Raw genomic sequence first — 21,818 nt, 5'->3', positions numbered from 1 at the left:
CCGCCCTGCGCCGACGCGGGTCCGGCCGCCTCAGGTCCCCGGCTTGCGCCCGTACACGAAGACGTCGTCCCCCTTCTTCAGCAGCCCCCAGTACTTCTTCGCGTCCGCGGTCCGCATGTTCACGCACCCGTGCGAGCCGGGCGGCCTCGACATCGGGATGCCCACCGCGTGGAAGGCGATGCCGCCGTCGAAGAACTGCGAGTACGGCATCCGCACGTGGTAGAGCGTCGAGTAGTGGTTGATGCTGCGCAGGTAGATCCGCTTCAGCCCGGTCCGCGTCTCGTACCCGTCGCGCCCCGAACGGATCGGCACCGGACCGTACTTGAGCTTCTTGCCGTCCTGGATCCAGGTCAGCTGCCGGGTCAGGTCGACGCAGGCGATGCGACCCTTGTTCACCGGGCACTTCCCGGCCGCGTTCGGATTGCGGCCGGCCGCCTTCTGCCTGTTCAGCTGCTCCATCGCCCGCCAGGTCACCGGGCCCGCGTAGCCGGCGGCCGGGGTGATGGAGTGCGTGGACTGGAAGTTCCGTATCGCCCGGCAGTCGGCGGCCGACTGCCGGCCGTCCGCCCTCAGCCCGAGGAACTTCTCCACCTGCTTCTGGTACGGACCCGTACCGGCCGTGCACGAGGCCGCCCGCGCGGGAGCGGCGGCTCCCACGGTCAGCACCGCCGGGACCACCAGCGCGGTGATCCCGACGGCTATCCCTGTACGCGTGCGCAGCGCGGCGCGCACTCTCTTCGTCTTCGTTTCCCCCATGGACGCCATGGACTTCCCTTTCCCCAGCCGTGCGGCACGCGCGTGCGTGCGGTGCTGCACGTTCTGTCCGCCTAGACGACCGGGGGATCAATCCGGTTGTACGGACAAGGGAGTTGAAGTGTCACGAATTCGCGACAACGAGGGAGGTACGCCGTTCCAGGCGCCTTTCCACCCGCGCGCAGCGCGTCCCGTACAGCGTGATCGACACGACGCCGACGACGGCCAGCAGCCCGAGCGCCACGACTCCCTCCCAGCCGCCGGCGTGGAACGCCGTCGCACCGAGGGTGCCGCCGACGCTGGAGCCGAGGTAGTACGCCGACTGGTACAGCGCGGAGGCCTGGGCGCGACCGGTCTTCGCCGCGCGGCTGACCGACGACGAGGCGACCGCGTGCCCGGCGAAGAAGCCCGCCGTGATGAGCACGAGCCCGGCCAGCACGCCCGCCAGCGAGTCCGAGAGCGACAGCAGCAGTCCGGCTGCGGTGGTGGTCACGGCCAGGTACAGCGCCCCGCGCCGCCCGGTCCGCGCCACCAGCTTGCCCGCGCCCGCCGAGGACACCGTCCCCACCAGGTACACCAGGAAGATCGAACCGACCACGCCCTGCGGCAGGCTGAAGGGGGCCTCCACCAGCCGGTAGCCGATCACGGTGTAGACCGCGCCGAAGACGGTCATGAAGAGCGCGCCGATCGCGTACAGCCGCCGCAGCAGCGGATCGGAGAGATGCGTGCCGACGGTCTTCGCGAGCACCCGCGGACTCAGCGTCCCCGGGCGGAAGTTGCGCGCCTTCGGCAGCATCAGCCGGAACACCACCGCGCACACCAGCGCCATCAGAGCCACGGCGGCGAGCGAGGCCCGCCAGCCCCAGAGCTGCGCGACCCACCCGGTCACGATGCGCCCGCTCATTCCGCCGATGGAGTTGCCGGCCACGAACAGCCCGATCGCCGCCACGAGCGCCTTCGGCCGCACCTCCTCCGCGAGGTACGCCATCGCCGATGCGGGCAGCCCGGCCAGCGCCGCACCCTGCACGGCGCGCAGCGCGATCAGCCACCCCACGTTGGGCGCGAGCGGAATCAGCAGCGCGACGCCGACCGCCACCACCAGGGAGTACGTCATCAGGGTCCGCCGCCCGAAGCGCTCGGACAGCGCACTCAGCGGCAGTACGAACAGGGCCAGCGCGCCGGTCGCGGCCGACACCGTCCAACTGGCCTGCGCGGCGCTCACGCCGAGCCCGGCGGAGATCGCGGGCAGCAGCGCCTGCGTGGAGTAGAGGAGGGCGAAGGCCGCCATGCCGGCCGCGAAGAGCGCGAAGCTCATCCGCCGGAAGCCGGGGGACGAGGGCGCCAGCCGGGTATCGGCGGCAGCGGCGGCACCATCGGCGCCGACAGCAGCAGAGGAATCAGAAGAAACAAAGGAAACGGGGTTCGCGGCGCCCACAATGACAGGTGTGGACGCCGTGGTACTGGCGGAAGGCATGCCAAGAACCTAGACCCGGCCTTCTCATGCGTCCAATGCACAAAGCCGCGATAATCCATCCCATGCTGCATAAGCAAAGCTCACAGCGTCGGCTGTCACCGAGTAGTTACGAAGAAGACATCTCGCAGGTGCTCGCCCCGCGCCTCGCCCAGTTTGCGGCGGTCGCCCGCCACGAGCACGTCACCCGCGCCGCGCACGAACTCGGCGTCCCCCAGTCCACGCTCTCCCGCGCGATGGTCCGCCTCGAACACGACCTGGACGTCAGCCTGTTCGCCCGCAAGGGCCGCACCGTCTCGCTCACCCCGGCCGGCCGCGCCTTCCTCACCGCGGTCGAACGCGCCCTCACCGAGGTCGAGAAGGCGGCCGAGCTGGTCAGGGCCGACGCCGACCCCACCACCGGCAAGATCGCCTTCGGCTTCCTGCACACCATGGGCTCGGAGACCGTCCCCGCCCTGATCCGCGCCTTCCGCGCCGACCACCCGCACATCCGCTTCCAGCTCGTCCAGAACTACGGCGAGGCCATGCTGGAGCGCCTGCGCGCAGGCGACCTCGACCTCTGTCTGACCTCGCCCGTCCCCGAGGCCCCCGACCTGGTCGCCCGCCGCCTCGACGAACAGCGCCTGCGCCTGGTCGTCCCGGACGACCACCGCCTCGCCACCCGCAAGCGCGTCCGTCTTGCCGAGGCGGCCGAGGAAACCTTCGTCACCCTCGAACCCGGCTACGGCCTGCGCCGCATCACCGACGACCTGTGCGCGGAAGCGGGCTTCAAGCCCAAGGTCGCCTTCGAGGGGGAGGAGGCGGAGACCCTCCGCGGCCTGGTCGCGGCGGGCCTGGGCGTCGCGCTCCTGCCGCCCCCCGCCGTCGCCCGCCCCGGCGTCGTGGAACTCACCGTCACCGCCCCGCGCGCGGCCCGCGAGATCGGCGTGGCCTGGCTGGACGGCCACCCGGACACGCCCCCGGTCGCCGCCTTCAAACGCTTCCTGCTCGCCCGCCGCGGCAACATCCTGCCGCAGACGGCCCTGGTGGACGTCACGGAGCGGGACGCTGCGGACTGAGAGGCTGCGGACTGAGACGCTGCGGGCCGACCGGCAGGGGATGCGCTAAGGACTGACGGCCAGCACCAGATACGCCGCGAACAGCGACAGGTGCACCCCGCCCTGCAGCGGCGTCGCCCGCCCGGGTACGAACGTCAGCGTGCCGACCGCCACGGTCAGCGCCAGCAGCACCATGTGCGTCGCCCCGAGCCCCAGCAGCAACGGCCCCTCCATCCAGATCGACGCGATCGCCACCGCCGGAATCGTCAGCCCGATGCTCGCCATGGCCGACCCGAGCCCGAGATTCAGACTGGTCTGTACGCGATCCCGCTTGGCCGCCCGTACGGCCGCGATGCTCTCCGGCAGCAGCACCAGCAGCGCGATCACCACACCCACGACGGACGCGGGCAGCCCGGCGGCGTCCACCCCCGCCTCGATGGTCGGCGAGACCCCCTTCGCCAGCCCGACCACGGCCACCAGCGACACGGCGAGCAGCCCGAGACTGATGAACGCGACGCGGGCGGGCGGCGGATCGGCGTGGTCGTCCTCGTCGATGACCTTGCCCTGCTGGGTCACGGGCAGGAAGTAGTCACGGTGCCGGACGGTCTGCGTCACGACGAACATCCCGTACAGGATCACGGCCGCGATCGCCGCGAAGATCAGCTGCGTCGTGGTGAACGCCGCGTCCGGAGTGCTCGTCGTGAACGTCGGCAGCGCCAGGCTCAGCCCGGCCAGCGTGGCGACGGTCCCGAAGGCGGCGACGGACCCCTCCGGGTTGAACACGGCCACCCGCCGTTTGAGCGAGCCGACGAGGAGGGAGATGCCGACGATGCCGTTCGTCGTGATCATCACGGCCGCGAAGACGGTGTCCCGGGCGAGCGAAGCACTCTTGTCCCCGCCGTCGGCCATCAGGGTGACGATCAGCGCCACCTCGATGATCGTCACGGCGACGGCCAGCACGAGCGACCCGAACGGCTCGCCCACCCGGTGCGCGACCACTTCGGCGTGGTGCACGGCGGCGAGGACGGCCCCGCCGAGGAAGCACGCGAGCAGTGCCACGACGGGTCCGGGCATGTCCCGGCCCCAGGAGAACCCGAGGAGGACGACGGCGAGGACGGGCACGAGGGTGGCCCAGTGGGTGGGTTTGATGTGATCCACGCTGGTGCTCATGCGATCGAGCGTGGCAGAGGGGCGGGGGTGGCGCGATTCAGCCCGTCCGGCGTTTGAGGACGCGCGGCGCAGCCGGGCGCGGGGCGCAGCCCCGGACATCAGCCCCCACCCGGCCCCGCGGCGAGCGGTTTAGGGAAGGGGCGGGGAGGGGCATGGCCCGCCGCAGGCGCGTGCAGCGGTGGCGGGCGCGTGCGGTCGCGGTGGGGGTGCGCTCCGCGTGGGGGCCGCCCCCTTGCCCACCCGCCCCCAAGCTCTCAACTTCGTTCGAGCAGGGGGGACCCCCGCCAAGCTCTTAAGGAGCAGGGGAGACCCCACTGCCCCCGGGGGGCGGCCCCGCTGCCCAAGAGGGCTAAGGGAACGGGAGTCAGGGGCGCGGGGCTGCATCGATTTGCGGCTCCGCCGCGTGGGCGCGACCAGCCACGACGCACCCGCACGTACACCCCACCCCACCGCCCTGCGCCCAGCAGCCCGCCCCGCGCAGCGGTCCGGCTACCCCCGCCCGAAACCCATCGCCAGTGGCATCCGCAGCCCCAGCGGCGGCGGTGCCGCCAGTGCGTCCGCCAGGGGCCGTGCGTACGGGCGGCCGAAGAGCGACCCCAGGACGAAGTCCACGGAGAGCGCCCGTACCTCCGCCCGGTGCTGCCGCATCCCGTGCCCGTCCGAGTGCACCTCGAACCGGCACACGTCCCGGTTCGACTTCTTCGCCCGGGCCGCCAGCCGTAACGACAGGTCGGGGTTGGCCCGCTCGTCGTTCGTGCCGTGCACGATCAGCACCCGCCGCCCCGCCAGCTGCCGCACGGGCTCCGCGTCGGCCGTGTCCGCCGCGTCCGCCGAGTCCGGCGCAGCCACCGCCCCCGGCAGCCAAGGCGCGAGCGCCACGACCGAGTTGACCGCCCCCGCCCCCGCCGCCCGCAGTGCCGCCCGGCCGCCCATGTCGACCCCGGCCAGGCACACCGGCACGTCCCCGTACCGCCGTACGGTCTCCGCGACGGCCCACTCCGCGTCCGCCGCGAGCCGCGCCGCTCCGCCGTTCCACCCGCGCCCCCGGTAGCGGACGACATGGGCGACGAGTCCCTCGGCGGCTCCGGCCCCGGCCAGCTCCCGGGCCAGAGCGCGTACGGACGCCTGGGCCAGCGCGGAAGGCCCGCGCGCGGACTCCTGCTCCCCGGGCGGCAGTACGAGAACGACGCCCGCCACTGCCCCATTCGTCCCAACGGCCCGCCCCAGCCGGGCGGTCGGGCCCGGCTCGACTTGCTGTGTCATAACAGAACAGTCTCAGAACCCGAGATGGACGCCACCCTTCCGCACGGTCACTGTTACGTATCGACCGGCGCCATCTACGCGCGTAGGGGCTACAGTGCCTCAATGACGAGCCAGACCACGAAGCAGATCCCCGTCCAGCCGCTCAACACGCCCACGGTGGACCAGATCCGCCGCGCGCCGAAGGTGTTGCTGCACGACCACCTCGACGGCGGCCTGCGCCCCGGCACGATCGTCGAACTCGCCCGCGAGGTCGGCTACGACAGCCTCCCCGAGACCGACGCCGACAAGCTCGGCATCTGGTTCCGCGAGGCCGCCGACTCCGGCTCGCTGGAGCGCTACCTGGAAACCTTCGCGCACACCTGTGCCGTCATGCAGACCCGCGAAGCCCTCTTCCGGGTGGCCGCAGAGTGCGCCGAGGACCTCGCCGAGGACGGCGTCGTCTACGCCGAGATCCGGTACGCCCCCGAGCAGCACCTGGAGAGCGGCCTCTCCCTCGAAGAGGTCGTCGAAGCGGTCAACGACGGCTTCCGCGAGGGCGAGAAGCGCGCCCGCGAGAACGGCCACCGGATCCGCGTCGGCGCACTCCTCACCGCGATGCGGCACGCCGCCCGCGCCCTGGAGATCGCCGAACTCGCCAACCGCTACCGCGACCTGGGCGTCGTCGGCTTCGACATCGCGGGCGCCGAGGCGGGCTTCCCGCCCACCCGCCACCTCGACGCCTTCGAGTACCTCAAGCGCGAGAACAACCACTTCACCATCCACGCGGGCGAGGCCTTCGGGCTCCCCTCCATCTGGCAGGCCCTGCAGTGGTGCGGCGCCGACCGCCTCGGCCACGGCGTCCGCATCATCGACGACATCGAGGTCGACGAGACGGACGGCTCGGTGAAGCTCGGCCGCCTCGCCGCCTACGTACGGGACATGCGCATCCCGCTGGAGATGTGCCCCACCTCCAACCTCCAGACGGGTGCGGCCACTTCGTACGCCGAGCACCCCTTCGGCCTGCTGCGCAGGCTGCAGTTCCGGGTCACGGTGAACACCGACAACCGGCTGATGTCCGGCACCAGCATGAGCCGCGAGTTCGAGCACCTGATCGGCGCTTTCGGCTACACGCTCGACGACATGCTGTGGACCACGGTCAATGCGATGAAGAGCGCTTTCATTCCTTTCGATGAACGTCTCGCGATGATCAACGACGTGATCAAGCCCGGATACGCCGAGCTGAAGTCCGAGTGGCTCTTCCAGTAGACCGTCGAGAACGCTCTGACCAGCAGTTTCACTGCTGAATCAAGTAGCTGTCCTCATGCATCGCACAGGCGGCCGGGAATATCAACTCCCGGCCGTCGGGTGGTGTTTGCGGGGTGCGGAAAGCTCTGACTAGCTTGCAGAGCCGCTCACTTCCCCCCATTTCTGAGGACGTTGTTTTCATGAAGCAGTCTGCTGCCAAGACCCTCGGTGCCGCCGCTCTCGGTGCCGCCTTCGTCGCCGCTGCCGCCGGCTCCGCCAGCGCCGCTCCCGCCGCCCCGGACGCCGCCGCCGCGCTGGGCACCGTCGCGGGCGCCCTCCCGGTCGACCAGGTCGCGGGCCAGCTCCCCGCCGGTGTCCCCGAGGCCCTGCAGGCGGGCTCGGACGCGCTCAACAAGGGTGCCGCCACGGCCCCGAAGCCCGGCGACCCGGTCGGCAGCCTCGTCGGAGGCCTGCCGGTCGGCAGCGCCCTGCCCACCGGCAACCTGCCCACCAGCGGCCTGCCCACCGGTGCGGTCCCGGGCCTCGGCGGCTGATCCAGCACGGCACCCGCACGGCACACGTGGAAGGGGCGCGTCTCCCACAGGGAGGCGCGCCCCTTCCACGTACGTGGGTACGGACTACCGGACGTGTGCGGACTACCAGGCGGTCTTCGCGGTCTTCTCGCCCGGCAGGAAGACCCACAGCCCCAGGTAGATCAGGAACTGCGGCCCCGGCAGCAGACAAGAGGCCAGGAAGATCACGCGCATCGTGGTCGCGGAGGTGCCGAAGCGCCGGGCCAGCGCAGCGCACACTCCGCCGATCACACGGCCGTCGCGGGGGCGGACAAGTGCGGTCATGGCGGGCTCCTTCACGAGCTCAGGTGGGGGAGCGCTTCGTCGGCTCCCGATGTACTCAATACTCCCGCCACCGCCCGAACCGGGCATCGCTCTACGGGGCGACCCCGACCCTGGAAATCCTCGGGGTCGACCCCCGCTCCGTCTCCTCCTCCGTCCGGGTCGCACCCCCTACCCGGGTACGAGCCCCCTCCCACCTGCGTCGGAGCCGCGCCCGTGTCAGCGGTACGACGACGAGGTGGGCCAGCGCGATCCCCACGGTGTTCAGCAGCACCGCGTCCACGTCCACGACCTGGCCCGGCACCCCGGTCTGCCACAGCTCGATGCCGAGCGACAGCAGGGCGCCGGCCGCCACGGTGCGTACGAGAGAGACGAACGGGGACACCCGCAGCCGCCCGCCCGCCATCGGCAGCAGCACCCCCAGCGGCGCGAGCAGCGCAAGACCCTCGCCGATCCGGCGGGCGGCCTCCACGGGCCCGAGCGCCAGGTCCGCCCGGATGCCGGCCAGCGGCCGGAGATTGGGGGCGGTCACCCACAGCACGTCGTCCAGGGGACGCAGGGTCACCCAGGCCACGAGCAGCAGATGCGCGAGGAGGAGAAGACTCCCCGTCACGCGGTAGCGGATGACGGCACTGCCGCTCTGACCTTGACGCACGCCCCCCAAGACGCGAGGGCCGCGCGGATCGGTTCCCCACCCGGAGCAAGAGGACCCGGAAAGGTGCGATCCGGTCCCGCCCAAGAGGTTTATTTACGAACAATCACGATGTGCGCTCACCACGTGCTCTCACGACGGCGAGGCACCCGGAAGCGTCGGCCCCGAACCGGCCGTGGCCGTCGGTGTGCCCCGTACGTCGCCCAGTGTCGGCACCGCCTCGGGGCGCGCCTTCAGGGCCGCCGTGCACTGGTACTTCCGGGGCGGGTCCTCGGACGGCCCGCCCAGCTCGACCGAGCCGCCGCCGTCGTCGGCCGCGCTCCCCGAGTACGTACAGACGATCTGGGCCAGCGCGTGGGGGGGCAGGTCGTCGGGCTGCCGGCTGAGCCGCAGCGTCTGCTTCGGATCCCCGGTCCGGGGCCCGGACACCGTCAGCGAGCCGCGCACGTCCGTACTGAACCCGGCCTGTTCCTCCTCCTCGGACGGATCCCGCTGGAGCTCGTCGAGGAGCGACCGGGCGGCCCGCATCCGGTCCGCGGCCATGGCCTCCTCGGGCACCGCCACCACCCGCTGCACGGACACCAGACCGGCCCCGCACACCAGGAAAACCCGCACCGTGGAGCCCGTCTGCGCCTGCTCCTCCGCGGACTTGGCCGGTACGTCGCAGGACACCCGGGACGGTGCGGCCCCCGCGTCGACGGGCACCTGGGTGGTGCGGATGCCGCACCCGGCGGTGGCCGCGAGAGCCACCAGCGCGGCGCACACGAGCCCCGCCCTCTTCCCTGCCTGCATCGGCTCCCGCATCAGCTCTGCCCCCGGACCTGGGTGTCGTCGGCCTGCTCCTCGGGCTCCAGGTCCCGGGGCAGCCGCAGCGTGAACACCGCGCCGCCGTCGGGCGAGTTGGCGGCCGTGATGCCGCCCCCGTGGATCAGCGCGTTCTCCATGGCGATGGAGAGACCGAGCCCGCTGCCTTCCGACCGGGGCCGGGACGCGCTCGCCTTGTAGAAGCGGTCGAAGACGTGCGGCAGGACGTCCGCCGGGATACCGGGGCCGTGGTCCCGTACCTCGATCACCAGCTCGCCGTCGACGGCCCGTACGGACACCCCGACCGGCGAACCCCCGTGCTTGAGCGCGTTCCCGACCAGATTCGCCAGGATCACGTCGAGCCGCCGCGGATCCAGCCGCACCATCAGCCCGCGCGTCGCGTCCAGCTCCACCGCGTCCAGCCAGGCACGGGCGTCGAGACAGGCCGTCACCTGGTCGACGACATCGACGTCGTCCAGCACCAGCCGGGCCGTGCCCGCGTCGAACCGGGTGACCTCCATCAGATTCTCGACCAGGTCGTTCAGCCGCCGCGTCTCGCTCACGACCAGGTGGACCGCGGGCGCGATCATCGGATCGAGGCTGTCCGCCTCGTCCTCAAGGACCTCCGCCACCGCGGTGATCGCGGTCAGCGGCGTCCGCAGCTCGTGCGACATGTCGGCGACGAACCGCCGGCTCGCCTCCTCCCGCGCACTCATGTCCGCGACCTTCTTCTCCAGCTGGGCGGCGGTCCTGTTGAACGTCCGCGACAGATCGGCGAGTTCATCGGTCCCCGACACCCGCAGCCGCGTGTCCAGCTTCCCCTCGCCCAGCCGCCGCGCCGCGTCCCCCAGCCGCTGCACCGGCTTCAGCACGGTCGTGGCCGCGGCCTGCGCCAGCAGCGCCGACCCCAGCAGCGCCAGCCCGGTCGCGATCCCCAAGGACCACGCCAGGGAGTTCAGATCGTCCCGCTCCTGCTTGAGCGAGGTCAGCATGTACCCGGTGGGCCCGCCCCCGATGACCTTGGCCCCGCCCACCAGGTACGGCGCGTTGCGCAGATTCGTACGCACCCAGAACAGGTGGTACGGATACGCGTTCCCGGCGGTGACCGGCTGTTCCCGGTTCACCTGCTGCGCGAGGTTGGTCGGTACGTCGTCGAGCGTGAAGGCGTCGAGGTCGGAGTACCCGACCACGGGCTTGCCGCCGTCGCGGCTGTCCACGAGCAGCACGCTGTACCCGGGGCTGGTGGACATCGCCGACATCTGCTCGGCGGCGGTCTGGAGTTCGGCCTGGGTGGGCTGGAGCGGCAGGGTGGCGACCCGGCTCTGCATCGCCTGCCGGAAGTCGTTGAGCGCGCTGTCCTGGGTGCGCGTCAGCACGGCTTCCCTGTTGAGCCAGTACGCGATGCCCGCCACGGACACGGCAGCGGTCAGCGCCACCAGGGCGAACACCACCACCAGCCGCAGCCGCAGGCTGGTCCAGCGCAGCCCGGCGATCAGGGCCCGCTTGGCGACCGTACTCACGAAGGCGTGTCCAACCGGTAGCCCACACCACGGACCGTACGGATCAGCGTCGGTGACGAAGGGACGTCCTCGACCTTCGCCCGCAGCCGCTGCACACAGGCGTCCACCAGCCGTGAATCGCCCAGGTAGTCGTGCTCCCACACCAGCCGCAGCAACTGCTGCCGGGACAGCGCCTGCCCCGGCCTCCTGCTGAGTTCGAGCAGCAACCGCAGCTCGGTCGGGGTCAGCTGCAGATCCTCCCCGTTCTTCGTCACGGTCATCGCCGAGCGGTCGATCACCAGCGACCCGAACGAGGCCGCGTCGTTGGCCTCCCGCTCACCGCGCCGCAGTACGGCCCGGATCCGGGCGTCGAGCACCCGCCCCTGCACGGGCTTGACGACGTAGTCGTCCGCGCCGGACTCAAGACCCACCACGACGTCGATGTCGTCGCTCCTGGCCGTGAGCAGGATGATCGGCAGCTGATCGGTGCGTCTGATCCGCCGGCACACCTCGAAACCGTCGATCCCCGGCAGCATCACATCCAGCACGATCAGGTCGGGGCGCTGTTCGCGCAGCAGTTTCAATCCGTCTTCACCCGTGGCTGCCGTGGCAACACGGTGTCCCTGACGCGTGAGCGACAGCTCAAGCGCCGTACGGATGGCGTCGTCGTCCTCGATCAGCAACAGGAATGGCACCTGGCCATTCTGGCCCATGGGGGCGTACGAGTTCGACAGTTGGAGCGCTCCCATCCGAGCCGACCTGCCGACACGGTCCCTGTGACAGCCCTGTGACAGTCGCCGGACCTCGCTATGAAACTGCGCGGGCAATCTCGTTTGCACACGGACTGCTACGGACTCCACCGACGGGGGGCGCGAGATGAACGCACTGCACAGCACCAACTCAAGCGCAGTTGTCACGCGTCTCCACGATGTCGTGAGGAGCATGGAGAAGTCCGGTGCTGTGACCGGGCGGGGGTGCGGTCGCAGCACCGGGCGTCAGCGGTCGTCGTCGTACAGCCAGTACATGACGATCGTGGACGTGCCGGGGGGAACCAACGGGGGGAACACCGGGGGGACCACGGGGGGCACCACCGGGGGGAACGGGGAAGCTGTCACGGGGACGCTCGGGGGAGCGTCGGCAGCACCGAAGGTGACGTACGGGGAGAGCTCGGGGGAGCGGGCGCACGCGACTGCGGCGGAGGCGGAATTCACCGCCTACGTCCAGGAGCGCCGCGCCTCCCTGTACGCAACCGCCTACCACCTGACCGGCGACCGCTTCGAAGCGGAGGACCTCCTCCAGAGCGCCCTCTTCTCGACGTACCGCGCCTGGGACAGGATCAGCGACAAGGCGGCGGTCGGGGGCTACCTCCGCCGCACCATGACCAACCTGCACATCAGCCAGTGGCGCCGCCGCAAGCTGAACGAATACCCGACGGAGGAGCTGCCGGAGACGGCTCTCGACACGGACGCCATGCGCGGCACGGAACTGCGCGCGGTCCTGTGGCAGGCCCTGGCACGCCTCCCCGAACTCCAGCGCACGATGCTCGTCCTGCGCTACTACGAGGGCCGCACCGATCCGGAGATCGCGGACATCCTCGACATCAGTGTCGGCACGGTGAAGTCCAGCATCTGGCGGTCGCTCCGCCGGCTGCGTGAGGACGAGGTCCTCAGCTTCGGCCGTGACGAGGAGGAGTCCTTCGGCGAGCTGGTCGCCTGAAGGATGTGAGGTGCTCGGGGACGAGAGTCTTTGTCCCTGGGCAACGGGGGAAATGGGGGAACGGGGGCCGCTGTTTCGGGGGAGACGGCGGTGGTACGGGGGGAATGGGGGGATCCGGGGGGATCCACGGGGGGTATGCGGAGCGGGACCACGTCGGCTGGGGGGCTGGCGGGGTCCCGTTTTCGTGTGCGGGCAAATTAGCCCGTCGAGGGGGTACCCCCTGGTCCCTAAGACCTTGGGGGAGTTTGAGGACGCGCGGCGCAGCCGTGCACCGGGCGCAGCCCGGGACATCAGCCCCCACCGGCGCGAGCCGTGAACCGCCCTGCGGCGAGCGCCACGCGGCGGAGCCGCAAATGTCACAGCGGGAAGGGGTGGGGAGGGGATGGCGCCGCAGGCAACACCGGCCACCCACCCAGCCGCACGCAGCCTACGCAGCCGGCTCCGCAGCCCCCGCCGCCGACGCGGAAGCCGTTCCGGCCGCGCCGGAAGCCCGTACAACCCCAGCTCCAGCTCCAGCTCCCGCTCCAGTTCCCGCTCCGGCAACCGCCCCCGGCCGCCGCCCCGCCGCCGCAGCCGCCAGCCGGCCCAGTGCCTCGTCCTTGCCGCACGCGAACGCCCCGAGCGCCACCTGCCGCGCCACGATCCCCCGCTCGGCGCGCATCAGCCGCCACCCCCGCCTCAGCAGGAACGGCACCGACTTGCGGCCCTCGCGCAGATCGCGCAGCAGCCGCCGACGGAACGTCGTGAAGGGCCGCCCGCGCAGACACAGCGCGTCGGCCAGCACGCCCAGTTCCCGGCACCGCGTCACGATGTCCGCCGCGAAGATCCCCTCCGCCACGAACAAGGGCGTGCGCTCGATGTCGAGCGCCTCCTCGTCCACCCGTGAGCTGGAGGCGAGGTCGTACACGGGAACAGTCGTCCGCCCGGTCCGGCAGAGCTCCTCGACGGCGGCGACCGCCACGTCCGCGTCCCAGGAGAGCGGAGAGTCCCAGTCGATGTCCGTACTGCCCGTGACCTGCGGCAACGTGGGGTCGTCGCCCTCTTTGTAGAAGTCGTCGAGGCGCAGTACGGGCAGCTGGGCGCGCGCGGCGAGGGACGACTTGCCGGAGCCGGAGGGGCCTGCGAGAAGGACGACGCGGGCGCGTACGGGAGAAGAGCTCACGGGATACAAGTGTGCGGCATTCACCCCGCCCAGGTCTCCCCGGGCGACGTCGTTCGTTTCGACGCCGACCCCTCAACTACGCTGCGTACGCGCGCGATTACCCAATCGCCGGTCACTCGTCCACGAACTCCCTCCCAGGATTACCCGATTACTCGCTCCAAGACGCAGATGGGTAGTACTTCATGGCACGTCACACAGCCCCCAGGTCCCCGCGCCGCGCCCTGCTCCAGGCCGGCCTCACGGTGACGGCGGTCGGCGCCGCACTGTCGGCAGGAGCGGGCGCCGCCCAGGCTGCTCCGGCCGCCACGCCCGCCGCGCTCGCCGTGGCCCCGGTCACCCTGCCGCTGCCCGGCGTCGACCAGTCGCTCGACGAGGTCGGTGCGACTCCGGGACAGGCACTGACCGGCGCACTCCAGCACGCGGCGGCGGGCGGCATCGCGCCCGCGAAGAGCATGCGGCTCAACCCGCTCGCGGGCACCTCGGTCGACCCGCTCGACAACACGGTCGGCACGCAGATCGCCGACTTCCAGCCGGTCAACACGGCGGCGGCGACGGCCCCCTTGGCCAAGGGCGCCGGCCTGAAGGACCTCCCGGTGGTGGGCACGGTGACGGGAGCCCTCCCGGGGTAGGGGGTGCGGGCCGCTGGGGCGCGGGGCGGCGGGGTGGTCGTCGTGCGGGCTGCTTGGCGCGGGGCGGCGGGGTGGTCTTCGTGCGGGTACGTCGTGGCTGATCGCGCAGTTCCCCGCGCCCCTAAAAGCCTGCCCCCTTAGCCCCCTAGCCCTCTTGGGCAGCGGGGCCGCCCCCCGGGGGCGGGACGGGTGGGCAAGGGGGCGGCCCCCCGCTGCGGCACGCCCCCTCACGACCGCACGCCCCCGCGACCGCACTCCCGCCCCCGCCCCGCCGTCCGAGTGCAATTCCCCCGCCACCCTCACCAGTCCGCCACCCCCACGCCCCACCCCCTGCAGCCTGTAGCTCCCGCACCCCCAGGAGCCAGGTCCGCCTTGTACGCGCAACGTACGACCGCAGCCACGATCACAGCCACAACCCCCGCAGCCGCAGCCACTCCCGCCCTCCTCGGCCACCTCGCCGTCCACCTCCTCGGTCTCTCCGTCCTCATCCCCTGGACGCATCTCCGCGGCCACGGCGTCTGGCCGCTGCTGGCCGCCTCCTGGGACTCCGAGTGGTACGCCGACATCGCCGAGCGCGGCTACGCCAGCCTCCGCAGCCTGGCCTTCTTCCCCCTCCAGCCGCTCCTGGTCAGAGGCGCGGACCAGGCACTCCCGGGGCCCTTTCCCGGCCCGGCCGCCCTCGGCCTGCTCCTCGCCGTGGCTGCGTCGTTCGTCGCCGCATGGGGGATCTTCGCCGTCGGGAACCACCTCCACGGGCGCCGTACGGGCACACTCCTCGCCGTCCTCTGGAGCGCGCACCCGGTGGCCCTCGTCCAGTGGATGGGCTACACGGAGTCGCTGTTCACGGCGCTCGCCGCCTGGACCCTGTACGCGGTCCTGACCGGCCGCTGGCTCACCGCCGCGACTCTCGCCTGCCTCGCGGGCCTCACCCGCCCCACGGGCATCGCCGTCGCGGCGGCAGTCATGGCCGCGGCCTGCTTCGGCAGCGGAGGCAGTGGAAGCAGCGGAAGCGGCGGAGGCAGTGGAGGCAGTGGAGGCAACGCAAGCAGCGGCACCGCCCGCCCCCACAGCGCCCTCCTCGCCGGCCTCATCGCCCCCCTCGGCTGGCTCTCGTACGTAGGCTGGGTGGGCCTGCGACTGGGCCGCTGGGACGGCTATCTCTCCGTACAACGCCACTGGAACAACGCGTGGGACGGCGGCGCGTCGACCCTCCGCGAGATGCGCGGGCTGCTGGTGTACTCCGCCGCGCCGCCGCTCTTCCCGGTCCTGGTGACGGGAGTGCTGGCGGCCTCCGCCGTGCTCTTCGCGCTCTGCGTCGCCGGCCGGCAGCCGCTCCCGCTGCTCGTGTTCAGCGCTGTGATGCTGCTCATCGTCCTCGGCACCGACGGCGTGTACTTCCCGCGCGCCCGCTTCCTGCTCCCGGCGTTCCCGCTGCTGCTGCCGGTCGCGGTGGCCCTCGCACGGGCCCGCGTGACGACGGCGGTGCTGGTGGTGGGCGGTGCGGCACTGTTCTCGGCGTACCTCGGCGGCTACATGACGCTGGTCTGGCCGGGGGCGCCGTAGCGGTCAGGCGGAACGTGCGCGCGGTCCCTAGACCGCCAGCAGCACGATCAGCGCCACCAGCCCCACCACGCACGGCACGATGATCTCGAACGCCCACCGCACCGACGGCTTGCCCTGCGCGCCCGGCCGCGCCGCCGACGATTCCGCGAGGTCCTGCAGGTCCCGTACGATCTGGTCGCTCGCGGCGACCTGCGGCCGGTCCGCGGGCGACGAGCGGCCGAACGCGGCGCGGCTCTGCTTCGGGTCGTCCGCCGCAGCGGCCCTCGCCTGGTTGCGGACGGCCTTCTTCCGCTGCCGCAGGGACACCGGCACGGACCACATCTGGTACTTCGCGCCGTCCGCCAGGACCTCACTGGAGTAACCGGTGCGGATCGCGTCGACGGATGCCCAGGGGAGCACGATCGTACGGAACGGATTGCGGATCCGGAGCCGGTCCTCGTTCGCGAACACGGCGGGCCGCAGCATGAACGCCACCACCAGCGGCACCGCGAAAAGCAGCCCGGAGAGCACCTTCCAGACCGTCATGGCCTCGCTCTTGCGCACCGCGTCGATGCCGAGCCAGAGGCAGACGGCGAGCATCAGGCAGCCCCAGAAGACATTGGCGCCCGTACGGAAGACGCGGTCGGCGTAGACCGTCGGCTCGTCGGAGTCCGAGGGGGGAGTGGGACCGGTGCTTGTCATGGGCCCGATTCTGCCTGACGCCCGGTACGAGGCCGAAGAAGCCCTTGCCCCCCAACGGAGCGCCCCTTCCTCCCCCACGGGGTGGCCCCTTCTTCCCCCCACGGGGTGGCCCCTTCTTCCCCCCACGGGGTGTACAGGACGCTACGCGCGTAGATATGCTCCAGTGGTGACCATGCCCACCTCTGCATCCGCTCCCGCATCCGCATTTGTCGACGCGACCGCGTCCGACAGCGCACTGCGCCGCTTCCTGCACGGGCTGCCCGGCGTCGACGCCGTCGGCCTGGAGGCCCGCGCCGCCGCGCTCGGCACTCGCTCGATCAAGACCACGGCCAAGGCGTACGCCATCGACCTGGCCATCTCGATGATCGACCTGACCACGCTCGAAGGCGCGGACACCCCGGGCAAGGTCCGGGCGCTGTGCGCCAAGGGCGCCCACCCGGACCCCACCGACCGCACGACCCCCACGGTCGCCGCGATCTGCGTGTATCCCGACATGGCGGCCACCGCCAAGGAGGCCCTGGCCGGAACCGGCATCAAGGTCGCCTCCGTCGCGACCGCCTTCCCGGCCGGCCGTGCCGCCCTCCCGATCAAGCTGGCCGACGTGCGCGACGCCGTCGAGGCGGGCGCGGACGAGATCGACATGGTGATCGACCGGGGAGCCTTCCTCGCCGGGCACTACCTCAAGGTCTACGAAGAGATCCTCGCCGTGAAGGCGGAGTGCGGCGACAGGGCCCGCCTCAAGGTCATCTTCGAGACCGGCGAGCTGTCCACGTACGACAACATCCGCCGCGCCTCCTGGCTCGGCATGCTGGCCGGCGCGGACTTCATCAAGACCTCCACGGGCAAGGTCGCGGTCAACGCCACCCCGCCCAACACCCTCCTCATGCTGGAGGCCGTCCGGGACTACCGCGCCCAGACCGGCATCCAGATCGGCGTGAAGCCGGCCGGCGGCATCCGCTCCACCAAGGACGCGATCAAGTTCCTGGTGCTGGTCAACGAGACCGTGGGCGCGGACTGGCTGGACAACCACTGGTTCCGCTTCGGCGCATCCAGCCTGCTCAACGACCTGCTGATGCAGCGTCAGAAGCTCAGCACGGGCCGCTACTCCGGCCCCGACTACGTGACGGTGGACTGATCCGCATGACTTTTGAGTACGCACCCGCGCCGGAGTCCCGCGCGGTCGTCGACATCGCCCCGTCGTACGGCCTGTTCATCGACGGCGAGTTCACCGAGGCGGCGGACGGCAAGGTCTTCAAGACCGTCAGCCCCTCCACCGAAGAGGTCCTGTCCGAGGTGGCCCTCGCGGGCCAGGACGACGTGGACCGTGCCGTGAAGGCGGCCCGCAAGGCGTTCGGCAGCTGGTCCGCGCTGCCGGGCTCCGAGCGCGCCAAGTACCTCTTCCGCATCGCCCGCATCATCCAGGAGCGCTCGCGCGAGCTGGCCGTCCTGGAGACGCTGGACAACGGCAAGCCGATCAAGGAGACGAGGGACGCCGACCTCCCCCTCGTCGCCGCGCACTTCTTCTACTACGCGGGCTGGGCCGACAAGCTCGACCACGCGGGCTACGGCGCCAACCCGAAGCCGCTGGGCGTCGCGGGCCAGGTCATCCCCTGGAACTTCCCGCTCCTGATGCTCGCGTGGAAGATCGCCCCGGCGCTCGCCACCGGCAACACGGTCGTCCTGAAGCCCGCCGAGACCACCCCGCTCTCCGCGCTCTTCTTCGCCGACATCTGCCGCCAGGCGGGCCTGCCGCGCGGCGTCGTCAACATCCTTCCCGGGTACGGCGACACGGGCGCGGCCCTCGTCAACCACCCCGACGTCAACAAGGTCGCCTTCACGGGCTCGACCGCCGTCGGCAAGGCCATCGCCCGCTCGGTGGCGGGCACCTCGAAGAAGGTCACCCTCGAACTGGGCGGCAAGGGCGCGAACATCGTCTTCGACGACGCCCCCATCGACCAGGCCGTCGAGGGCATCGTCACCGGCATCTTCTTCAACCAGGGCCAGGTCTGCTGCGCGGGCTCCCGCCTCCTCGTCCAGGAGTCGATCCAGGACGAGCTGCTCGACGCCCTCAAGCGCCGCCTCTCCACCCTCCGCCTCGGCGACCCGCTCGACAAGAACACCGACATCGGCGCGATCAACTCCGCCGAGCAGCTCGCCCGTATCAAGGCCGTGGCCGACACGGGCGAGGCGGAGGGAGCCGAGCGCTGGTCCGCCCCGTGCGAACTCCCCGCCTCCGGCTACTGGTTCGCCCCGACGCTCTTCACGAACGTCACCCAGGCGCACACGGTGGCCCGCGACGAGATCTTCGGCCCGGTCCTGTCCGTGCTGTCCTTCCGGACGCCCGACGAGGCCGTCGCCAAGGCCAACAACACGCAGTACGGCCTCTCCGCCGGCATCTGGACGGAGAAGGGCTCGCGCATCCTCGCGGTCGCGAACAAGCTCCGGGCGGGTGTCGTCTGGGCCAACACATTCAACAAGTTCGACCCCACGTCGCCGTTCGGCGGCTACAAGGAGTCGGGTTACGGCCGCGAGGGCGGTCGCCACGGCCTGGAGGCGTACCTCGATGTCTGAGTCGACCGACGTGAAGCGCCTGAGCGTTTTCAAGACCTACAAGCTGTACGTCGGGGGCAAGTTCCCCCGTTCCGAGAGCGGCCGGGTGTACGAAGTGCAGGACGCGAAGAACAACTGGCTCGCCAACGCGCCCCTCGCCTCGCGCAAGGACGCCCGTGACGCGGTCGTCGCGGCCCGCAAGGCCTTCGGCGGCTGGGCCGGCGCCACCGCGTACAACCGCGGCCAGATCCTCTACCGCATCGCCGAGATGCTGGAGGGCCGCCGCGAGCAGTTCGTCCGCGAGGTCGGCGAGGCCGAGGGCCTCTCCAAGTCGAAGGCGGGCGCGGTCGTCGACGCGGCGATCGACCGCTGGGTCTGGTACGCGGGCTGGACCGACAAGATCGCCCAGGTCGCGGGCGGCGGGAACCCGGTCGCGGGCCCGTTCTTCAACCTCTCCACCCCGGAGCCGACGGGCGTCGTCACCGTCGTGGCCCCGCAGGACTCCTCCTTCCTGGGCCTGGTCTCGACGATCGCCCCGGTCATCGCGACCGGCAACACCGTCGTCGTCATCGCGTCGGAGAAGTCCCCGCTCCCGGCCCTCTCCCTGGGCGAGGTCCTGGCCACGTCCGACCTCCCCGGCGGCGTGATCAACATCCTGACCGGCAAGGCCTCGGAGATCGCCCCCTCCCTCGCCGCCCACCAGGACGTCAACGCGATCGACCTCACGGGAGCGGGCGCGGGCACCGACCTGGCCCGCGACCTGGAGATCGCGGCGGCAGACAACCTGAAGCGCGTCCTGCGCCCGTCGGCCTCGACGGACTGGACCGCACCCCAGGGCACGGAGCGCCTGACCGCCTTCCTGGAGACCAAGACGGTCTGGCACCCGACGGGCTCGCTGGGCGCGTCGGGCTCGGCGTACTGACCGGGTAGCCCGCAAGGGACCGGGCCCCCGTACTCCCCGTAAACAGGGTGAGTACGGGGGCCTTCCGCATCCGTGGAGGACCCCGCCAAGGCTGTGGAGGAGCCCGCCAAGGGCCGTGGGGGACCCCGCTAAGGCTTCGCGCAGCCGAACTTGGCCGCGGCTGCCGCGGTGAAGGCGGCGAACACGTCGCGGGGCCGCGGCCTCCGGAGCGTACGCCTCCACCAGCCCCGCCCCGCCGTCCGTACAGGCCGCCGGGAGCTGGACCCAGGCACGGCCGCCGGGCCGCGCCGCCGCCCGGGAAGAACGACACCGTCGAGGCGTCCGGCCACCGGGCGCCGGTGGAGGCGAAGTCCCCGCGTTCGTCGGTCCCCCGGAGGTGGAGGGGCTGTGTGCCGGAGCCCGGCAGGGCCGCCGCGCTGCGCTCGATGACGCAGTCGAACCGCGTCCTGCCGTCGTCCGCACCGCTTCGCGGACCCGGACGGCCGGAGACCCTGCCCGCGCCCGTGAGTACGGCCTCGGCGTCCTGCGCGGTCACCACGCCCCCGCAGAGGGCGGAATCGCCGAACGCGTTCGTGTTTGCCGCGCCACATTGCCGGACTCCGCTGCCGCCCGATGAAGGCCTCTGAGCGAAGCGAAGCGGAGCCTACTGTGCCTCGGACAGTTCCCGTCAGGAGGGGCTGGCGCTGGCCATGACGGAGGCCACGACTCCGGTGACGACCAGGGCGAGGACCGCGAGACCCGCGAGGCCCGCCAGAGCGAGCAGCGACACGCGCAGGAAGTTCCCGGCCTGAGCTGCGATCCGCACCTCGGCACCGGCGGTGTCGCGCGGAGATGTGCCGTGCCGGTCGCTGTACCCGTTGTACGTATTCACCGTGCTTCGCCCCCAACTGTCGCTGATCTTGGGGTCACTGTACGTCAGGGGTCCGAGGGGCTCCAGGGGTTCGGGACGGGGTCGGTGGCCGGGCAGGCCCCGCGTCGTCCTCTCCGCGCGGAGGATCGCGCTCTCCGCGCTCGGGCCCGGCGGCCTTCGCGGTCGCGCCCTGGGAATCCTCGGCCTACCGTGGCTGCGAGGGGGCGGACTCCCGAGTGAGAGAGCAGGACGTGTGATGGCCGCCAAGCCCGCTGTCGTACTGGTGCACGGTTTCTGGGGCGGAGCCGCCCACTGGTCGAAGGTCATCGTCGAACTGCACCGGCGCGGGTTCACCGACCTGCACGCGGTCGAGAACCCGCTGACCTCGCTGGCCGACGACGCCGCGCGCACCCAGCAGATGGTCAAGCAGATCGACGGGCCCGTCCTGCTGGTCGGGCACTCCTACGGCGGCGCGGTGATCACCGAGGCCGGGGACCTGCCGAATGTCGCCGGGCTGGTCTACATCGCGGCGTTCGCCCCGGACGCGGGCGAGAGCCCGGGGCAGCTCAGCCAGGAGACGCCGCCCGCCGCGTTCGAGAACATCGCACCGGACTCCGACGGCTATCTGTGGGTCAGGCAGGACAAGTTCCACGAGAGCTTCTGCCAGGACCTGACCGCGGAAGAGGCACTCGTCATGGCGGTGACCCAGAAGGCACCCCTGGGCTCCGCCTTCGGCGACAACGTGACCTCCCCGGCCTGGCGCACCAAACCGAGCTGGTACCAGGTCTCCGCCCAGGACCGCATGATCCACCCGGACAACGAGCGCCGGATGGCCGAGCGGATGAACCCCCGCAAGACCATCGAACTCGACGCGAGCCACGCCTCGTTGGCGTCCCTGCCGGGTCCGGTCAGCGATCTCGTCGAGACGGCGGCGAGCGAACTCGGTTGAGCGGGGAAGAGCGAGGGGACCGTGTGTGGTTCCGAGCGGTCATCGCTCGGAACCACACACGGTCCCCGT

At 71.5% G+C, this 21,818-nt stretch carries 22 protein-coding genes; 10 read left to right on the top strand and 12 right to left on the bottom strand.

Annotated features, from left to right (window positions below):
* Nucleotides 1-30: 30 nt before the first annotated feature.
* Nucleotides 31-756, bottom strand: coding sequence for a L,D-transpeptidase family protein (locus tag ACH4SP_RS22890; protein WP_398417391.1), 726 nt, complete (start codon nucleotides 754-756; stop codon nucleotides 31-33).
* A 121-nt stretch (nucleotides 757-877) separates the two neighbouring features.
* Nucleotides 878-2,227, bottom strand: coding sequence for an MFS transporter (locus tag ACH4SP_RS22885; RefSeq protein WP_398417390.1), 1,350 nt, complete (start codon nucleotides 2,225-2,227; stop codon nucleotides 878-880).
* 62 nt (nucleotides 2,228-2,289) lie between these two features.
* Between ACH4SP_RS22885 and ACH4SP_RS22880 the strand changes: the two genes are divergently transcribed.
* Complete coding sequence (locus ACH4SP_RS22880) at nucleotides 2,290-3,282, top strand: LysR family transcriptional regulator (protein WP_398417389.1); 993 nt, start codon at nucleotides 2,290-2,292, stop codon at nucleotides 3,280-3,282.
* A 45-nt stretch (nucleotides 3,283-3,327) separates the two neighbouring features.
* Here the strand turns inward: ACH4SP_RS22880 and ACH4SP_RS22875 are convergent, their stop codons facing one another.
* Both ACH4SP_RS22875 and ACH4SP_RS22870 read right to left on the bottom strand, forming a co-directional pair.
* Nucleotides 3,328-4,431 (bottom strand): calcium:proton antiporter, encoded by a 1,104-nt coding sequence (locus ACH4SP_RS22875; RefSeq protein WP_398417388.1) that lies wholly within the window; start codon nucleotides 4,429-4,431, stop codon nucleotides 3,328-3,330.
* A 489-nt stretch (nucleotides 4,432-4,920) separates the two neighbouring features.
* Complete coding sequence (locus tag ACH4SP_RS22870) at nucleotides 4,921-5,694, bottom strand: prolyl oligopeptidase family serine peptidase (protein ID WP_398417387.1); 774 nt, start codon at nucleotides 5,692-5,694, stop codon at nucleotides 4,921-4,923.
* 102 nt (nucleotides 5,695-5,796) lie between these two features.
* Here ACH4SP_RS22870 and ACH4SP_RS22865 point away from each other — a divergent pair, with 102 nt between their 5' ends.
* Both ACH4SP_RS22865 and ACH4SP_RS22860 read left to right on the top strand, forming a co-directional pair.
* Complete coding sequence (locus ACH4SP_RS22865; RefSeq protein WP_398417386.1) at nucleotides 5,797-6,939, top strand: adenosine deaminase; 1,143 nt, start codon at nucleotides 5,797-5,799, stop codon at nucleotides 6,937-6,939.
* A 179-nt stretch (nucleotides 6,940-7,118) separates the two neighbouring features.
* A complete protein-coding gene (locus ACH4SP_RS22860; RefSeq protein WP_398417385.1) occupies nucleotides 7,119-7,472 on the top strand; it encodes an ATP-binding protein in 354 nt (117 codons plus the stop codon).
* 102 nt (nucleotides 7,473-7,574) lie between these two features.
* On the opposite strand, the gene ACH4SP_RS22855 is transcribed toward ACH4SP_RS22860, so the two are convergent.
* The 5 genes from ACH4SP_RS22855 to afsQ1 all read right to left on the bottom strand — a co-directional run bounded on the left by ACH4SP_RS22855 (nucleotide 7,575) and on the right by afsQ1 (nucleotide 11,422).
* Nucleotides 7,575-7,775, bottom strand: coding sequence for a PspC domain-containing protein (locus ACH4SP_RS22855; protein ID WP_398417384.1), 201 nt, complete (start codon nucleotides 7,773-7,775; stop codon nucleotides 7,575-7,577).
* A gap of 91 nt (nucleotides 7,776-7,866) precedes the next feature.
* Nucleotides 7,867-8,427: a VanZ family protein gene (locus ACH4SP_RS22850; protein WP_398417383.1), complete on the bottom strand. Its 561-nt coding sequence runs from the start codon at nucleotides 8,425-8,427 to the stop codon at nucleotides 7,867-7,869.
* A gap of 129 nt (nucleotides 8,428-8,556) precedes the next feature.
* On the bottom strand, nucleotides 8,557-9,228 hold the full coding sequence (locus ACH4SP_RS22845; protein ID WP_398417382.1) for a hypothetical protein: 672 nt from the start codon (nucleotides 9,226-9,228) through the stop codon (nucleotides 8,557-8,559).
* Nucleotides 9,228-10,748 carry an ATP-binding protein gene (locus ACH4SP_RS22840; RefSeq protein ID WP_398417381.1) on the bottom strand — a complete coding sequence of 507 codons (1,521 nt, stop codon included), beginning with the start codon at nucleotides 10,746-10,748 and terminating at the stop codon, nucleotides 9,228-9,230. The genes ACH4SP_RS22845 and ACH4SP_RS22840 overlap by 1 nt, the downstream gene beginning before the upstream one ends.
* Nucleotides 10,745-11,422, bottom strand: a complete 678-nt coding sequence (afsQ1, locus tag ACH4SP_RS22835) for a two-component system response regulator AfsQ1 (protein WP_189820919.1) — start codon at nucleotides 11,420-11,422, stop codon at nucleotides 10,745-10,747. The genes ACH4SP_RS22840 and afsQ1 overlap by 4 nt, the downstream gene beginning before the upstream one ends.
* A gap of 181 nt (nucleotides 11,423-11,603) precedes the next feature.
* Between afsQ1 and ACH4SP_RS22830 the strand changes: the two genes are divergently transcribed.
* Nucleotides 11,604-12,443, top strand: coding sequence for a SigE family RNA polymerase sigma factor (locus ACH4SP_RS22830; protein ID WP_398417380.1), 840 nt, complete (start codon nucleotides 11,604-11,606; stop codon nucleotides 12,441-12,443).
* A gap of 427 nt (nucleotides 12,444-12,870) precedes the next feature.
* On the opposite strand, the gene ACH4SP_RS22825 is transcribed toward ACH4SP_RS22830, so the two are convergent.
* Entirely contained in the window at nucleotides 12,871-13,629 is a 759-nt protein-coding gene (locus tag ACH4SP_RS22825) for a uridine kinase (protein WP_398417379.1), read from the bottom strand.
* Nucleotides 13,630-13,787: 158 nt separating this feature from the next.
* Between ACH4SP_RS22825 and ACH4SP_RS22820 the strand changes: the two genes are divergently transcribed.
* Together ACH4SP_RS22820 and ACH4SP_RS22815 are read left to right on the top strand one after the other, a co-directional pair.
* Entirely contained in the window at nucleotides 13,788-14,234 is a 447-nt protein-coding gene (locus ACH4SP_RS22820) for a hypothetical protein (RefSeq protein ID WP_398417378.1), read from the top strand.
* 372 nt (nucleotides 14,235-14,606) lie between these two features.
* On the top strand, nucleotides 14,607-15,797 hold the full coding sequence (locus ACH4SP_RS22815; RefSeq protein WP_398417377.1) for a mannosyltransferase family protein: 1,191 nt from the start codon (nucleotides 14,607-14,609) through the stop codon (nucleotides 15,795-15,797).
* 27 nt (nucleotides 15,798-15,824) lie between these two features.
* Here the strand turns inward: ACH4SP_RS22815 and ACH4SP_RS22810 are convergent, their stop codons facing one another.
* Entirely contained in the window at nucleotides 15,825-16,478 is a 654-nt protein-coding gene (locus tag ACH4SP_RS22810; protein ID WP_398417376.1) for a PH domain-containing protein, read from the bottom strand.
* A 172-nt stretch (nucleotides 16,479-16,650) separates the two neighbouring features.
* Here ACH4SP_RS22810 and deoC point away from each other — a divergent pair, with 172 nt between their 5' ends.
* Genes deoC through ACH4SP_RS22795 form a run of 3 tightly spaced genes read left to right on the top strand, consistent with a single transcriptional unit; the run spans nucleotide 16,651 to nucleotide 19,950 of the window.
* The gene (gene deoC / locus ACH4SP_RS22805; protein WP_398417375.1) at nucleotides 16,651-17,613 is read left to right on the top strand and encodes a deoxyribose-phosphate aldolase; all 963 of its coding nucleotides are present in this window, start codon (nucleotides 16,651-16,653) and stop codon (nucleotides 17,611-17,613) included.
* Nucleotides 17,613-19,049, top strand: a complete 1,437-nt coding sequence (locus ACH4SP_RS22800; RefSeq protein WP_398417759.1) for an aldehyde dehydrogenase family protein — start codon at nucleotides 17,613-17,615, stop codon at nucleotides 19,047-19,049. The genes deoC and ACH4SP_RS22800 overlap by 1 nt, the downstream gene beginning before the upstream one ends.
* Nucleotides 19,042-19,950, top strand: a complete 909-nt coding sequence (locus ACH4SP_RS22795; RefSeq protein ID WP_398417374.1) for an aldehyde dehydrogenase family protein — start codon at nucleotides 19,042-19,044, stop codon at nucleotides 19,948-19,950. Before ACH4SP_RS22800 ends, ACH4SP_RS22795 begins: the two co-directional genes overlap by 8 nt.
* A 667-nt stretch (nucleotides 19,951-20,617) precedes the next feature.
* Here ACH4SP_RS22795 and ACH4SP_RS22790 read toward each other — a convergent pair.
* Nucleotides 20,618-20,821 (bottom strand): hypothetical protein, encoded by a 204-nt coding sequence (locus ACH4SP_RS22790; protein WP_398417373.1) that lies wholly within the window; start codon nucleotides 20,819-20,821, stop codon nucleotides 20,618-20,620.
* A gap of 235 nt (nucleotides 20,822-21,056) precedes the next feature.
* Here ACH4SP_RS22790 and ACH4SP_RS22785 point away from each other — a divergent pair, with 235 nt between their 5' ends.
* Nucleotides 21,057-21,749, top strand: coding sequence for an alpha/beta hydrolase (locus tag ACH4SP_RS22785; protein WP_398417372.1), 693 nt, complete (start codon nucleotides 21,057-21,059; stop codon nucleotides 21,747-21,749).
* Nucleotides 21,750-21,818: the final 69 nt, after the last annotated feature.

This window comes from Streptomyces sp. NPDC021093 (assembly GCF_044333135.1).
Taxonomy (GTDB): Bacteria; Actinomycetota; Actinomycetes; order Streptomycetales; family Streptomycetaceae; genus Streptomyces.
This window is presented reverse-complemented; position numbering and strand designations above follow the sequence as displayed.

What these genes read in the sequence shown, in the direction of transcription:
- ACH4SP_RS22890 (WP_398417391.1), bottom strand. Translation starts at nt 756, where the DNA reads ATGGGGGAAACGAAGACGAAGAGAGTGCGCGCCGCGCTGCGCACGCGT.
- ACH4SP_RS22885 (WP_398417390.1), bottom strand. Translation starts at nt 2,227, where the DNA reads ATGCCTTCCGCCAGTACCACGGCGTCCACACCTGTCATTGTGGGCGCC.
- ACH4SP_RS22880 (WP_398417389.1), top strand. Translation starts at nt 2,290, where the DNA reads ATGCTGCATAAGCAAAGCTCACAGCGTCGGCTGTCACCGAGTAGTTAC.
- ACH4SP_RS22875 (WP_398417388.1), bottom strand. Translation starts at nt 4,431, where the DNA reads ATGAGCACCAGCGTGGATCACATCAAACCCACCCACTGGGCCACCCTC.
- ACH4SP_RS22870 (WP_398417387.1), bottom strand. Translation starts at nt 5,694, where the DNA reads ATGACACAGCAAGTCGAGCCGGGCCCGACCGCCCGGCTGGGGCGGGCC.
- ACH4SP_RS22865 (WP_398417386.1), top strand. Translation starts at nt 5,797, where the DNA reads ATGACGAGCCAGACCACGAAGCAGATCCCCGTCCAGCCGCTCAACACG.
- ACH4SP_RS22860 (WP_398417385.1), top strand. Translation starts at nt 7,119, where the DNA reads ATGAAGCAGTCTGCTGCCAAGACCCTCGGTGCCGCCGCTCTCGGTGCC.
- ACH4SP_RS22855 (WP_398417384.1), bottom strand. Translation starts at nt 7,775, where the DNA reads ATGACCGCACTTGTCCGCCCCCGCGACGGCCGTGTGATCGGCGGAGTG.
- ACH4SP_RS22845 (WP_398417382.1), bottom strand. Translation starts at nt 9,228, where the DNA reads ATGCGGGAGCCGATGCAGGCAGGGAAGAGGGCGGGGCTCGTGTGCGCC.
- ACH4SP_RS22830 (WP_398417380.1), top strand. Translation starts at nt 11,604, where the DNA reads ATGAACGCACTGCACAGCACCAACTCAAGCGCAGTTGTCACGCGTCTC.
- ACH4SP_RS22820 (WP_398417378.1), top strand. Translation starts at nt 13,788, where the DNA reads ATGGCACGTCACACAGCCCCCAGGTCCCCGCGCCGCGCCCTGCTCCAG.
- ACH4SP_RS22810 (WP_398417376.1), bottom strand. Translation starts at nt 16,478, where the DNA reads ATGACAAGCACCGGTCCCACTCCCCCCTCGGACTCCGACGAGCCGACG.
- deoC (WP_398417375.1), top strand. Translation starts at nt 16,651, where the DNA reads ATGCCCACCTCTGCATCCGCTCCCGCATCCGCATTTGTCGACGCGACC.
- ACH4SP_RS22795 (WP_398417374.1), top strand. Translation starts at nt 19,042, where the DNA reads ATGTCTGAGTCGACCGACGTGAAGCGCCTGAGCGTTTTCAAGACCTAC.
- ACH4SP_RS22785 (WP_398417372.1), top strand. Translation starts at nt 21,057, where the DNA reads ATGGCCGCCAAGCCCGCTGTCGTACTGGTGCACGGTTTCTGGGGCGGA.